The organism is Sphingobacterium sp. UBA7625 (genome assembly GCF_002484085.1).
Classification (GTDB): domain Bacteria; phylum Bacteroidota; class Bacteroidia; order Sphingobacteriales; family Sphingobacteriaceae; genus Sphingobacterium; species Sphingobacterium athyrii.
On the sequence record NZ_DLJD01000033.1, the window covers coordinates 1 to 14,320 of the forward strand.

A 14,320-nucleotide genomic window follows, 5' to 3' on the forward strand; every position below is an offset into this window, starting at 1 on the left:
CTGTCTTTTTGAGACAGCCTCTCAAAATTTGACTTGTTGTATGAAAAGTCTATTTCTGTTTTGCCCACCAAAGTGGTGTCAATACTTTATCCGCGCCACCCAATAGCGATACTGCGTTTTGGTACTCCGCTGGATCAGTATCCCTAAAAGATGAAGGGAACGCTAATCGTTGTGGAAAGAATTTGATGTTGCTTGTCATAAAGTTCGCTGATGTAAGATCAGGTAAGTTTGGTAAAGCATTTTCAATCGCAGGATTCTCATAGAAAGGTAAACCAAGTCTTCTTTGATCATTCCAGGACTCTAATGGTAACCAAGGTAGATTGGCAATGAATTTTTGTGTAATAATCTTTGTCAACAAGTCATTGCGTACTGTACCATTTTTGTAAAGTGAATTGACAGGGTATTTGATGCTTACTGTACCAGCAGCATTGGTATAACCATCGATATAATCCATAGTATGTGCGTCACCAGGCTCTGCTGTATGCGTAAAGCTAACAGATGTACCAACTCTGTTATAGTCGGTAGAGCTTAAGTATTCAGAAGCAAATTGACCTACACCCCAGTAATCGAAATTAGCTCTTACACCATTTTCATATGCTGCCTGTGCTGTTGTTCCCGTTACCCATCCTTTTAGCGATGCTTCTGCTAGTAAGAAGTAGCTTTCCCAGTTAGCAAAGAAGATACGGCTGCTTGAATTCTTTCTAAATTGAAGTCCTATAGCTGGAACCTTTCCTACGAGCGTGCTTCTTAGACGGTTGTTTGTTCCCTTCGCCGCCCAATCACCTAACGAGAAGGCATTCCAAGTATATTTTGTGTTTACAGCAATTTTGGTATTGCCATTCACTAAGGTATCTACCGTTTTTTTAGAATCATCGCCATTGTCGAAGAAATTCTGATTGTTAAAATCTCCGGGGATAAAAAATGCCTTCAACGCACGAGGGTCTATTTTGTTCGGTAAACCATCTAACCAGTAACCTGCAGAGGGGTCATTGGTCATGCTAGTGAAGTGATTGCTATAGCGCTTGCCAATATAGTTTTCGGCTTTAATTGAAGACTTCAAATCTTGGGCAACTTGTTTTTCTGTTTGAATACCACCTAATCCAAGGTAGAGGTTATTTAACGTAGTTGAAAGCGCTTGATAATGCCAGCTACGACTCATGACACCTGTAAAAGGGTCCCAACCATCTTTCTCCTCAACGGTGAAATTGTCGGCTGTATTACTGATATATTTATTGGTAGCCACGGTAGCCTCGAATTCAGATTTTGCTTTGTTCGCGTCAATCTCAGATAGGCGCATGGCTAAACGCATACGCATCGAGTTGGCATATCTCACCCATTTTTCTTGGTCGAAGCTATAAGCGCGGTCAAATTTTTTGATATCTTCCGGAATTTTAATATCGGAGTTGATTTTAGAAGTCGCGTCTTTAAGCTCTTCGAAAAGATAGTAGTAAACATCTTTGACTGAACTGTATTTTGGATTAACTCCTTCTGCGAAAGCAATAGGGGTAGGGCCAAAGTTATCTGTTACCTCGCTGATCAAGTATGCTCTCCAGATACGCGAAATCTGAAGTAAATTATTGGTATAATCCTTTGCCGACCCAGCATTAATTTCATTGGTGGCAATCTCAATTCCTTTGGTCGCATTTTTGATCCATTCAGCGGAATACCTATAGTATTCTTTAGACCAATCGTCATTTACCGTTCCGGTCGCAAGACCGTTTGTCATATGTTGTCTTCCGGTAGTTTTCCAGTCGAGGACAAAGATACGTTCAGCGATATTGGGATCTTGTTGTGCACCAGTAAGTGAGTTGTTAAAAAAGAATTCGATTTTGACTTGATCGTCGTTAGCCTTATAAGGGTTGACGTTCATCTCTTCAAATTTAGAGCATGAGCTGATTACTCCTCCCAAAAGAACTGCAAAACCTATTTTTGATATGATATTTTTCATGATTTATCTTTTTTATTGATTAGAAGCCTAAAGTAACATTAAGGAAGAATGATCTGGATGTTGGTGTAGAGAAGTTCTCAAAGCCTGTTGCATTTGAATTGATGGCAAATACAGATTCTGGATCTATACCATTGGCATAACTTTTAATCATCCAGACATTATTTGCTGTCAAGCTGACTTTGGCACGTTGTACAATGCTGTTGCCAAGTATGTTTTTTGGGAAATTATAACTCAATGTCACATTCCGCAAACGGATATTTGTTGCATCATACACATTTTGCTCTGTAATACCATAGTTTCCTGAAGTGGAAGTTACTTGTGTCCAATATAATTGTTGCGTTGTTTGTACCCTATTTTTCGTGTAAGTTCCATTGGAGGCAATCACGCCGTCTACGACAAATGGATTACGTTCACCATTTGGAGCTGTGACTGCGGCACTACCATTTGCCTGTAGATTTAGATTTGTTCCGGAGAAGAATTCACCGCCAAATCTTCCGTCCACCTGGAAACTCAAGCCAAAGTTTTTGTAAGCAAAATTATTGTTCCAGCCTACCAATGCCTTAGGAGCTTGATTCCCGAGTTTGTGTAGACCGCTCGCCGCCTGTGGTAATCCACTGCCATTTAAGATCAATTGACCATTAAATTCACTGTTTGGATCCTCAACTCGTAAGAATTTAGTGCCATAAATATCACCATATAACCCACCTTCAATGGCTCTGATAGAAATGTTATCATATGATCCTAATGAGTACATGTTTACTTTGTCGGCAAGACTGATAATCTTGTTTCTGTTTCTTGAAAAATTTAGGCTGGAATTCCATGTTAACTGATCTTTATTCGTTAATATCCTTCCATCCAATACGATTTCAAAACCTGAGTTCTGAATATTTCCGGCATTAATTTTTTCATATTCATAGCCACTGTAAGGGTTCATTGGAAGATCAATCAACTGGTTGGTTGGATTCGTTTTGTACCAGGCAAAATCCAATCCTAATCTGCTGTTGAATAATCGGGTATCGAAACCAAATTTGACGGTTTTGATCAACTCGCTCAAAATACCTGGATTATATTTGGTATTGCCCATACCAGCGGTGGTATTACCATATGGATCTTTTCCGATATTATAAACATTGTATAATTGGAAAGAAGGAAGATCATTACCAACTTCAGCATAAGATCCTCTTAATTTCGCAAATGATAACCAGCTTGGTAATGAACCGCCAGTCTTGGTAATCATATCTGAAATTACCCATGATCCACTCACAGAGGGGTAAAAGAAAGATCTGTTGTCCAATCCTAAGGCAGATGACCAGTCATTTCTGCCCGTCACATAAAAGAAAAACGCCCCAAATTTTGAGGCGTTTTAGAAAATGAATGTGTACTATGCTTTTATTTTACATCCCACCAAACTTTTACTTTTTGCCATTCCGTACTATTAACTTCTTTCTTTGTGGCCTCTAATGTATTATCTCGATTATATTGGTATTCCTTATCCGCATAATTTAATCTTTTTATTACACCAAATTCTTTTTCATACAAATCGTTGTTTACCGAAGACTTTGGTGTAGCATCCGTTTGCCGTGTTAAAGCCCAAGCTTCATATGGTTGTCTAAAATTATCTAACCAACGCTGTGTATAGATTAATTTTAGCGCATTTGTAGTGCTCAATGTGGTGGAAAATGCTACTTTCGGATTAGCCAAGATGATATTTAATTGCGTGCTGGTAGGTAAAGAGGTGGGTTTGTTCTCTTTCCAGACGACGCTTTTCATCGCCATGGTCGTCCAAAAATTAATGGATGACCTGACACCATTTTCATACTCTGTTTTGGCTGTAGATAAACTTGCTGCAGCCCCAATTCCTTTCGCTGCTGCTTCCGCTTTTAGAAAATAGACTTCTGCCGCAGTAATGATCAATTCCGGAATATTTTTATCGCGGCCAAAATAATAATTGAAATTCGAGATCAGGTTTCCTGCTCCCTTATTAGACCAATCATCATCTCTTCGCCGGTTATAGGGTTCACCACCATCGGACATCGCGACGTTTTGCGGTTTCGGTGCCCATTCATTTTTAGCATTTGTTTCAAAAAAGATTTTGGCTCTTGGATCGAAAATTCCAGAACCATCTTTGTTATTATTGTTGCTAAGCATTTCCCAGGCGGTACTCCCCATGCGTAAATAAATTCCGGCATGAAATGACCATTCGCGCCATTCACCGGTGAAATTTTGTACAGCAGGCGTCAATCCGATATTTTCAATGTTTTCTAGAAGTGGTAAAGTTAATGCCTCTTGCACATGAGTGGCTGCAACAGTTCCATTGGCGTCACTCATACGTAGTGCATAGCGTAAACGTAAGGAGTTGCCAAATTTTTTCCATAAGGCAATATCGCTATTTAACATGGATTCTGATGTTCCTATATTAATCTGATCGGCAGAGCTGCTTAAGTTTGCTACTGCTGTTTTTAAATCATTTAATAAGCTTTCGTAAATACTTTTTTGATTATCAAATGCAGGTCGGTAATTGGTAGGACCTTGGTCTGCCATGCCGGCCTCAGAATAAGGGATATCGCCAAAAACATCGGTCATTTTAAAGGTCTTGTAGGCCTTTAGAATCGTGAGCATCGCCTGTATGTTTTGATACTTAGCTTTGTCTGGCGATTCATTGATCATTTTTTCGGTCAATCGAATGGAAATAAGAGCCCTATAGTAGTTTTCCCATAATTCGTTTGATGCATTTTGCATGGAATATCCTGAGTTTCCTACGGTTGTTCCTAGCTGTGCGATGGGGTAGATCCATGTATTCGCGGTTGCTTGTTCCTGGGCACCAAGTTCGATGCTCGCCACAACGCCATTAAAGAGACTTTTTATATCCGCAGTTTGTGCGTCCTTCCAAGGCGCGTTCATTTCATCAAAATCTTTGGTACATGATGTTACTATTGCTGTTCCCAAAAATAGTGAAGTATATAAGAGTGTTTTTAGATGTTTTCTTTTCATGATTTCCATTTATTAAAACGATGCACTAATGCTAAAGCCCAGAGAGCGAACGCCTGGAAGGGCCCCGAACTCAATACCCTGTGCGTTACCTATTCCGTTAACTGCTTCTGGATTTAAATTATCCGGTAAACTGGTGTACAAATAAAATAAATCACGACCTATTAATGAGGCAGACATTCCTTGGAAAAACTTCGTCTTTTGAACTACAGATTTTGGAATCTGATAGGTTAACCGAACTTCACGAAGTTTTGCCCAGGAATTTTCCAAAACAGCCAAACTTCTAGGCATGGGGATATTTGACCAGGCTGCATAGGAGCCTGCGTATTTCCACATATAGTGAACGACATCTTTATTGTCTGTTCCATCGGCAAAGACGCCATCTAAAATTACACCATGGTTTGCTTTTGATCCATCTGGGTAGGTATATCCCAAGCCACCACCGTCTCTTTCTAACAGCGTTTCAGGAGCAAGACCATTTCCCATAGCTGTGGAATAACTTCCACTCCAAATATCCCCACCCCATTTGAAGTCCACTAAGGCATAAAATGAAAAATCTTTGTAGCGTAGATTTGTTCCTAGTCCCCCTGTTAATTTAGGATTTGCGTTTCCGATTGGTACCTGATTCGTTGTAACTTTGTAACGTGTACCTGTGGGATTACCTTGTCCATCCAATACCCGTTCTACAATCCGTTTGCCTGTTTTTTCATCATATTGAAAGTCTGTTCCATAAATTGTCCCGAAGTTGTCGCCAACTTTAACCTTCATCGTTACCCCTTCGTTGCCAAACATTTCATCCAAGTAATATTCGTCAATTCCTGGAGCGAGCTTAATAAGTTTGTTTCTATTTTGCGCTCCGTTGAGCGTCAGATCCCAGGAAAAATCCTGTGTTTTTATTGGTGTTGCTCTTAACGTAAATTCAATCCCTTGATTTTGGAGTTCACCGGAGTTTGTTCTTACACCTGTAACACCAGAAGATGGGGCGACATTCAAGTCGATGATTTGATCCGTGGAATTGACTTTGTAATAGGTAAAGGTTAATCCAAGCCGATTTTTCAAAAAGCTCAGATCTGTTCCGAGTTCATAAGAAGTAGAGCGCTGGGGTTTAAGTAAATCTACAGGTAATAAATTATTTGAAATCTTACGGAGAGCTTGGCCATTGAATGTTCCGGTACTATAAATATAGGATGTCTGATATGGTTTAGTTCCGATGGCACTTTTCGCAAATGCAGCCCTTAATTTTCCATAATCTAACCAACTGGGTTTGTTTGCCCATTTTTCGGTAAAGACATAGCTTAAAGATGCAGCTGGATAATTATAGCTTCTTGTTTTACTAGGCAAAGTTGAAGCCCAATCATTTCTAAAGGTTCCTTCGAAGAAGAGGAAATTGTCATACGAGATATTGGCAATTCCAAATAAAGAATTTATCTGTTGTTCCATCCGTTCTTCGGTAGGTATAAAACCAGATACGGTACCGTTTTTATTGATATTGGCTAAATAAAATAGAAATGGATCATTGAACGGACCGTCATTAAATCCTTGGATACCTCTATAATTGGATTTCCAGGAACTAGCTCCTGCCGAAATACTACCGCTAAATTTGGATCCATTGAGATTGTCTTTATGTGCTGTTGCCAAAAAGTCGAGATTTCGATCAGTCGTTTTATATAGCTCGTGTCCATATTTTCCTTGTAGCCCTTCTTTATCGGTCGGATAGGACTTTTTGTCAAATTCATCTGAAGAAAAGTTTCCAGAAGCTCTACCCATTAAAGTTAACCAATCTGTTAATTCGGCGTTTAATTTAACTGTTCCTAATAATTGATCACGGTTTAGTTCAGTATTGTTCATGAAAATATTCCAATAAATATCCTTTCCGTATCCACCGTAAGGATATCCCATATTGTAAACCGAACCATCTAATAAGTTTTTACTGCCATCTGGATTTCGATAAATGTCCTTTTCTAGATTTTTATAATCGCGTGACATACCATAGGTTGAAAATTTACCCCAAGAATTATTGCTATTTCCCACATCAGGAGAATTAAGACGATAGAAATTAATATAGCTTGCAGATACGTCTGCGGTAACTTTCTTTGATATTTTTACGTTTGTCCCTAAATTGAAAGTGTTGTTATTAAAATTACTATTGGGAATGATGGATGTATTGTTTTGGCGAGTATAAGATAAGCGTACACTTCCAAGATCATTAGCTCCACTAAAAGCAACATTATGGGTTTGTGTATTACCGGTACGGTAAAATGATTTGATATTATCGGGTTGTGGAGAGTAATTCCTTTTTGTTCCATCCCACCATAGAATTTCCTGACCTTTCATTTCGGCGCCCCATGAAGCACCTGTTCCATACCAGCTAAAATAATCCCAGGTATTTTTTCCTCCAGGGACAGTCCCGTGACTAAGCCATTTCTGATCAGTGATATTTGTTCCGGACCAAGGGTCTGCACCTGGGTATCTTAACTGACCATTAGCGTCTACAGGTAATGTTGGAATGGCGGAATATAGCGCGATCGCTCCTCCGTATCCGTATTTATTTTGCATTTCTTGATAACGGAAGGGCTCGTTGGAGCGAAATGAGTAGTTATAGTCAATTCCAAGTCCCTCCTTTAGCTTACCTTTTTTTGTTGTGATCAAAACAACACCGTTGCCGCCTCGCGCGCCATACAGTGCGGCTGCAGTAGGTCCTTTTAACACACTGACGTCTTCAATGTCATCTGCGTTGATAAAGTTTAATATAGATCCCCAATCTTGGTAGGATCCATTCGCTTTAGTGATATCATTACCTTTGCTAGTAATTTGATTGTTGTCTATCGGCATGCCATCAACGACGTATAGTGGTTGATTCGCTCCGGTCAATGAGGCTGCACCACGTATGACCACGCGCTGAGATCCGCCTTCAACACCATTCGACATGCTGATATTCATCCCTGAAACTTTTCCCATTAGTCCGGTGGCAACAGTCGGAGCATTTGTTTGGGTGAGTTCCCGCCCCCCAACTTTCTGTACCGAATAACCCAGTGATTTGGCTTCGCGTTTGATTCCTAGGGCCGTAACGACAACTTCGTCCAAGCTTGAATCATCATTGGATAGGATTACATCAATAGTCTTTGTGGAATTGACTTGAATTTCCTGAGGTTTATATCCGACTATGGATACACGTAATGTTTCTCCTTGACTTACCTGGATCGTAAAACTTCCGTTTTCATTGGTTTGGGTAGCTCGATTTGTTCCTTTTACGGAGATTGATGCCCCAGCAACTGCTCCGTTTGCATCCCTTACTGTACCAGTAATGGACTGCTGTGCATAGAGCGATGTGACACTAAAAAGTGTGCACAAAGCTAACCCTGCAGCTTGTTTTTGAAGTAGACTCATAATGTAGGTGTTTGTATAAAAATAGTTTAGTTAATAATATTATCAATCAAGTGATCTGCAACCAAAGCAGCAGTTCCCATCTGCTGTGCATCTTTGTGAAGAGACGAAATCTCTATTTTCGTCATTTTTGCTATTTTAGGAATGCTAAATTCATTGATAGCAACTTGAATTTGGGGTGCTATGATGTCACCCACTTCTGCCCCACGGCCGCTAATAATTATCTTGTTGGGATTGAGAATATGGAGTAAGGTAGAAATACCTTTTCCGAGCATGTAGCCGATCTTTCCTAGGTTATTAATCGCAATTTGGTCGCCCAATTTTGCCGCTTCGATCAATGCATCTGCTTTATTGGAACTTGCTTTAACAAATGTTGAGTAAATCGAATATTCGCCATTCTCAATATCGGATTCCGTGTTTTGTATTGCAGCGTTCAATGACGCTTCAACCTCCAGACAGCCTCTTTTTCCACAGGAACATAAGGTGTTTTTGTCAGATAACGGGATGTGGCTAAATTCACCCGCAAAACCTGTTGCACCTTTAAAAATCTCGCCATTTATGATGATCCCTAAACCAACGCCCCAGTTTAGGTTGATGACGAGTGTATGTGCAATGTCCACACCGTGACCGAATTCTTTTTCTGCCCAGGCGATACAACGGGAGTCATTGTCGATGACAGTCGCCACTTTTAGCTTTTCTTCAATTTGTCTGTAGAGGTGGTGAAGGGACGAGCTTTTAGGATAAGAGTCGTTAATTTTTTCCTCCGGATTAACAAAGCCCGGCATACTAATGCCCACTCCAATAATGTTTTTTTCGTCTATCTGGCTCTCTTTGATAATATCTTCTAGCTTCTGAAGAATGGTTTCGCCGGCATTCTGTTCTTTGAGATTAATGGGTACATCTTTTTGTTGGGCGATGATATTATGGGCTAGATCAGATATAGTGAAAGAACTATAATATTGGTCAATTGCGATACTAATGATAAGGTAGGGAAGAGTGCTATTTAGACCGTATTTGGATGCACGGCGCCCCCCTGTTGATTCGCCTAAGCCGTTATCAAGAATAAGTTCTTGTTTGACCAGTTCGTTAATGTTCTTTGTAACGATCGGTGTGCTTTTTGAAAGATTTTTTGAGATATCCGCAATGGATTGCGTCTCGTTGTAATATAATAATCTTAATATGTCAGCTTTCATCGGTATAATTGGCTTGTGAAAGAATCGGTTATAATTGTATGATAAAGATAAAGTATTTTTTATTTAAGTTCAAAATACTTTTTATTTTTTTTAAAAAAGTTATCAATGTCAAGATCATAAGTTATAATCCATATTTATCTGTTAGAATTTTAAACGTACGATTGTAGAAATCTTTCCGTTTAAATAAAAAAAATATTTTCTAACTATGGTTATTCTTGATCATTCCCATTACGTAGCACTCGTGAAGATTTGGTTATAGTCCTAGATGTAATTGGATGTTTTAATAGAGAGAGAATAATTGAATCCGTTCATAGGCAATATAAATTGTAAAATTTTTTCGTCCGTGAGTTTGAATTGCAGTGGACAAAAAACATTTTTTTATTCACTGCAATTTGACAGTTCCTTCATTTTAGTACGTTGCTTATTTCACATGCCAATCATTTGTATAAAAGCCCACATCAATAAGTGAACTTGGTCCATATTTCAACATATCCAATTTGAAAAACATATAGTCCGGGAAACCGCTTGCTCCAGCAAAGTATTGATTTGCGGTAGCGGCTTTCATACCCTTGATACCAGTACCCGTAATAATGCTGATCGTATGAATATTACTTCCTTGTTTTTTCCAGATAAAGTAACCACCTAGATCACTACCTTCATATTTATGCGTTCCCAACTTCACCGTTGAAGATGTTACGGAAATAGGGCAATCTGTTAAGAGTACGTTCCAAGCACTGTTGGTCTCGCTGTTGCCGATTAGAATAATATTTCTGTTGGCATATTCTGTGGAGTCAAATTCACTGTCAGCGATGATTTCAAATGAGCCGTTACCTCGGTAATACCAAGACTCAGCATCATATTTCGCTTTTTCAATTGCCCATTTATTTTCCTCGGGTGTACCTTTCGTACCATAGACGTATACCATATTGTGGTTGAAGGCCTCCTTGAACATTCCGTTTCTGTGGGGCCCTTTTTCGTCGGGCGAAGGCTTTTGGATGATCTGCCATTCCTGTTTCGCTTTTCTTAAATAGATCATAATGTTTTTTGCTGATTTTTGGTAGCTAATCTGTGATAGCGAATCCAACATGATATTAATATTTTGACCTTCAGGAAAGGCGTCTAGGTTTAAGGCCAGGGTTTTGACATTGTCTGTTTGGCCTTGGATGGTATTGTTTTCTAGGTCACGAGTGAGCTGGATGTGTGAATAGGATAATGCTTCTTCCTGTTGATAAATTGTGGCCCAATAGTAAGAAGCCGATATGCCTGGATTTGCTGTTTTAAAATCAATTGTATTGACATCCTTGTCGACTTTACGTTTATGCCATTNNATTCGTAATAACTGAAATCAGGGTGGAATTCACCAAGAATGTTTCGCATTTGCCGTGCATAGCTTATCGGTACCGTACGATCGGCATCGCCGTGCAAAACGTAAATTCCCATTGGCTTGTAGTTTGACGCGTAGGCGATGACGTCACTTTGGTTACTCGAACGGAGTAAAATATTCTCCATTTCATTGCGACCTTTTTCGGGAATTAATCCGTCTGCCGAGCCGTAACCTTTAAGCGTCGGGTAGCCGGCGCAAGGACCAATTGCAGCCCATTTATCTGGATAGGTAGCACCCAAGAACCAGGTTCCATGTCCGCCCATAGAATGTCCTGTTAAATATACTCGCTGTGTGTCCGGTTTTAATGTTTGTTTTGCTAATGCGAGTACTTCTAGAGCATCTAAGCGTCCCCAATCCTCCCAGTTGAATCCACGAGGCCTACGGTTTGTTGGAGCTACCAATGTGCCCCAGTCTTTTGGATGATAGGCTTGGGCCTGCCCCAATGCTTCCACGCCCGCACCGTGTACGGAGAAGAATAAGGCATCGCCAGATTTTTCGCCGCCGGTCGCGGGATTCACAGCAAAATACTGTAGACTACCGTCTATTTCACTGGTAAAAGTATGGCGGTACGGAGTGTTTGCAGATACACTACGTAGGTTGATATTTTTCTGATCGATCAGCTTTCCTCTTTTGAATAAACCGAGCTTTACTGTTGGCGAACCGATGTCTACTATTTTTGACGCATCGATCAGCACGCTAATTTTTCTTGTACTATATGCCGGGATAACTGGGACAGGGGTTGTACTTGTCGATCCTTCAATAGTATTCTCTATCTTAAGGTCATTCATGTTCTTGGACGTATTATTGATCACAACAACACCTGCTAGTAATTTACTGTTAGTTTTACCCAAAACGATATCAGGAAGTGTGGCGTCGTTAATGTCCAATATCGCTGCCTGCGTAGGAAATGATAACTCAGCTTGTACCAATATACCACGTACATAAAATTCATTCAATCCTTTCTTTAATTGTACAGGAATGTTTAGCCAGCCCATGCGATAGGGGTCACCAGCATGGAGTTCGCCGTTGATCAAAACAGCACTGTTGCCTTTGATATTAAGAATAGCAGCTTGCGCTTTCTTTGCGTTATAAGTCAGATACAAATATGTGGGGCCTAATCCACGTCGCGGGTTAGTGTTTTGTTGTATAGTGGTAGAGTTAGCTATCTTTTCGATTCTTCCCGGGCCCGCAGGGTTATTGGGATTTCGTAGGTTTCCCCCCATACCGGGCGACGGTCTAAAAAAACCAGAGGTGTCAGTCTGGATAGAGGTCCACTTTGCTTGATCAACCTGCTTTCCGGTTATACTTTTACCTTCTTTGGGTACAACAAAGGTTCTATTGTAATAGTTCCAAAGAAACTCGTCTGAATAGACCGCTTCTCTACCATAGGAATGCGTAATTTGTAGGTATAGTCCTTTTTCAAAACGATATTTGTTTTGGGCAAATAAACCGAAATGTAAAAAAGCAAAAGGTATTATAATTAATTTACTAACTGCGCAGGAGAAGATTTTTTGTATCATCATTTTAATTCTTCTAAAAGTTGTTAATTATTATCAAGTTTAATAACGAATATTGTTAATCAGGTGAAGTGCTGAGCTTTTCGTCATCTTCCTTGTATGGTATATAGATAAGTAGCATTGTCATCATCTCTTGGTCGGATTGCATATTGGAGTAAGAGTATATATTTTGTGGTGGATTGAACGGATTGAATGGGTTTTTTTCCGTATTATCATAAGTACATTCCATATGTATAGTAGAGCCGCGGGGTATCTTCATAAATTTTTTATATCGATACATCTCTTGCCATCTATAATCCCATTTTGGAATATTTACGAGTGGAATAGTATCTCCCATATTATTGGTGTAGTATGCCTTGAACGATTTTCCGATATAATGCATGTGTGGCCATATATAAAGCAAAGAAAGATCTTCAGCGGGATTTTTAAATTTCAATGTATAATCCCTTACTTGATTTGCCGGGATCATAAAAAAAGAAGGCCTAATATCCCTTTCTCCTAAACCGCCAGAACCAAAGCTTACAACTGTAACTTTTCTTTTTATCGGTTTTTTGGTAAAAAATAAATGTACACCGTTAATTGACTGTTCATCAATAGGTGTAGGAGAAAAATGGATAGAGAGCAATATGATACCACGTTTAGGCATTGTCCATCCTATTCCTTCGGGATAAGATTCGGATGATGAGCCTGGGATCCATCCACCATAGTATGCCATATCACGCTTAAAAATTCTGTATGGATCTGTATCAATAGTATTGCCGTCGGTATGATTAGCAAATTTTGGTTGTTGATAAATATCTATTGCAGGATCTGAAATAACCTGTACTGAATAGTTAGCATGGTGAATTAGGCGTTTATTATTGCTAAAGAATTCTACTCCTTCTATAGCTTGTTCTTGATCCAGTTCAAAAGGTATTTTGAATTCTACGAAACGTTCTTTGTTATTTCCTTTGACGGTAAATGTATCTAAAGCTGTCAGTGTCAAATCTGGAGTTCGTCCATATCCAGTGATACTATACAGTTCACTTATTTCAGTATTTGATTTTTTGCCTTTTTTTACTCCGTTATCAATCCAATTGACGACCGTTTCGATTTCTTTTTTAGTAAGTGACCTATCGTTAGAAAAATGTACATAATTATTATCTGCAGTCCAAGGAGGCATGTACCCTGAAGTGATTACTTTTTTTATGAAATTAATTCGTTTGGAAATGTCGTTGTAGGTCAAAAGTGGAAAAGGAGCTGCTTCACCGGATCGATGACAGGGGGCACATTTTGCCAAAATAATAGGTTCGACGTCTTGATAATAGGACTGAGCATAAGAATTTGTATCTACAAAGCCCACCACTATAAATATTGTTTTTAATATACTTGATATAACTTTATAAATAGCTGTTTTGTTCATGGCAATATTAATTGAGCGAGTCAATATCAGTTAATGATACACCCGATAGGTTCTGTCTTTTTTATAGTAATCGCTTGTTCTGACAGGTACTGTCGTAAGGCATCCGCTAAATAGTGTGCTGTTGTCACGGTTCTTTTTTTGCCCAAATCAACTGCCCAATTATCAATGGCTCCAAAATAAATTACTTTTCCTTTTTCGACGAATGTAACAGTGGGAGTGATTTTAACATGAAGAAAATTGGTTAGATTTAAATTGTTGTCTCGGAATAACGGTATGTTAAGTTTGTATTTCGTTGCAAAAGCCTGAATTTCGGAGGGCTCGTATAATTCTCCAGGAAAAATACCAATAAATGATATTTTATCACCATACTGTTTGGCTAAGGCATTTATGTCTTTTGTATAGTTTTGACACAATGGGCATTCAGGAGATAAAAAGATATAGACTGTAGCCAATTCAGAAAGCACAAATAAAGTGTCTAAATTTTTATTGATGTCTGTCAACCTA

General features: G+C 39.2%; 8 protein-coding genes. All 8 read right to left on the minus strand.

Features of this window, described 5'->3' with window-relative positions; all coding sequences use genetic code 11:
* Positions 1-49: 49 nt before the first annotated feature.
* The 8 genes from B4G94_RS15700 to B4G94_RS15740 all read right to left on the minus strand — a co-directional run bounded on the left by B4G94_RS15700 (position 50) and on the right by B4G94_RS15740 (position 14,316).
* A complete protein-coding gene (locus B4G94_RS15700) occupies positions 50-1,948 on the minus strand; it encodes a SusD/RagB family nutrient-binding outer membrane lipoprotein (RefSeq protein WP_286859984.1) in 1,899 nt (632 codons plus the stop codon).
* 19 nt (positions 1,949-1,967) lie between these two features.
* Positions 1,968-3,278, minus strand: a complete 1,311-nt coding sequence (locus B4G94_RS15705) for a hypothetical protein (RefSeq protein WP_286859985.1) — start codon at positions 3,276-3,278, stop codon at positions 1,968-1,970.
* A gap of 59 nt (positions 3,279-3,337) precedes the next feature.
* Positions 3,338-4,939 (minus strand): SusD/RagB family nutrient-binding outer membrane lipoprotein, encoded by a 1,602-nt coding sequence (locus tag B4G94_RS15710; protein ID WP_286859987.1) that lies wholly within the window; start codon positions 4,937-4,939, stop codon positions 3,338-3,340.
* Between the two features lie 12 nt (positions 4,940-4,951).
* Positions 4,952-8,323 (minus strand): SusC/RagA family TonB-linked outer membrane protein, encoded by a 3,372-nt coding sequence (locus B4G94_RS15715; RefSeq protein ID WP_286859989.1) that lies wholly within the window; start codon positions 8,321-8,323, stop codon positions 4,952-4,954.
* A 26-nt stretch (positions 8,324-8,349) separates the two neighbouring features.
* Positions 8,350-9,513, minus strand: coding sequence for an ROK family transcriptional regulator (locus B4G94_RS15720; protein ID WP_286859991.1), 1,164 nt, complete (start codon positions 9,511-9,513; stop codon positions 8,350-8,352).
* A 421-nt stretch (positions 9,514-9,934) separates the two neighbouring features.
* A complete protein-coding gene (locus tag B4G94_RS15725) occupies positions 9,935-10,600 on the minus strand; it encodes a hypothetical protein (RefSeq protein ID WP_286859992.1) in 666 nt (221 codons plus the stop codon).
* Positions 10,601-12,472: 1,872 nt separating this feature from the next.
* Complete coding sequence (locus B4G94_RS15735) at positions 12,473-13,816, minus strand: c-type cytochrome (RefSeq protein ID WP_286859996.1); 1,344 nt, start codon at positions 13,814-13,816, stop codon at positions 12,473-12,475.
* Positions 13,817-13,842: 26 nt separating this feature from the next.
* Positions 13,843-14,316 carry a redoxin domain-containing protein gene (locus B4G94_RS15740; protein WP_286859998.1) on the minus strand — a complete coding sequence of 158 codons (474 nt, stop codon included), beginning with the start codon at positions 14,314-14,316 and terminating at the stop codon, positions 13,843-13,845.
* Between the last annotated feature and the right edge of the window lie 4 nt (positions 14,317-14,320).

Excerpts from the sequence above, each read along its gene's own strand:
- B4G94_RS15735 (WP_286859996.1), bottom strand. The coding sequence starts at position 13,816 with ATGAACAAAACAGCTATTTATAAAGTTATATCAAGTATATTAAAAACA.
- B4G94_RS15715 (WP_286859989.1), bottom strand. The coding sequence starts at position 8,323 with ATGAGTCTACTTCAAAAACAAGCTGCAGGGTTAGCTTTGTGCACACTT.
- B4G94_RS15720 (WP_286859991.1), bottom strand. The coding sequence starts at position 9,513 with ATGAAAGCTGACATATTAAGATTATTATATTACAACGAGACGCAATCC.
- B4G94_RS15710 (WP_286859987.1), bottom strand. The coding sequence starts at position 4,939 with ATGAAAAGAAAACATCTAAAAACACTCTTATATACTTCACTATTTTTG.
- B4G94_RS15700 (WP_286859984.1), bottom strand. The coding sequence starts at position 1,948 with ATGAAAAATATCATATCAAAAATAGGTTTTGCAGTTCTTTTGGGAGGA.
- B4G94_RS15725 (WP_286859992.1), bottom strand. The coding sequence starts at position 10,600 with ATGTTGGATTCGCTATCACAGATTAGCTACCAAAAATCAGCAAAAAAC.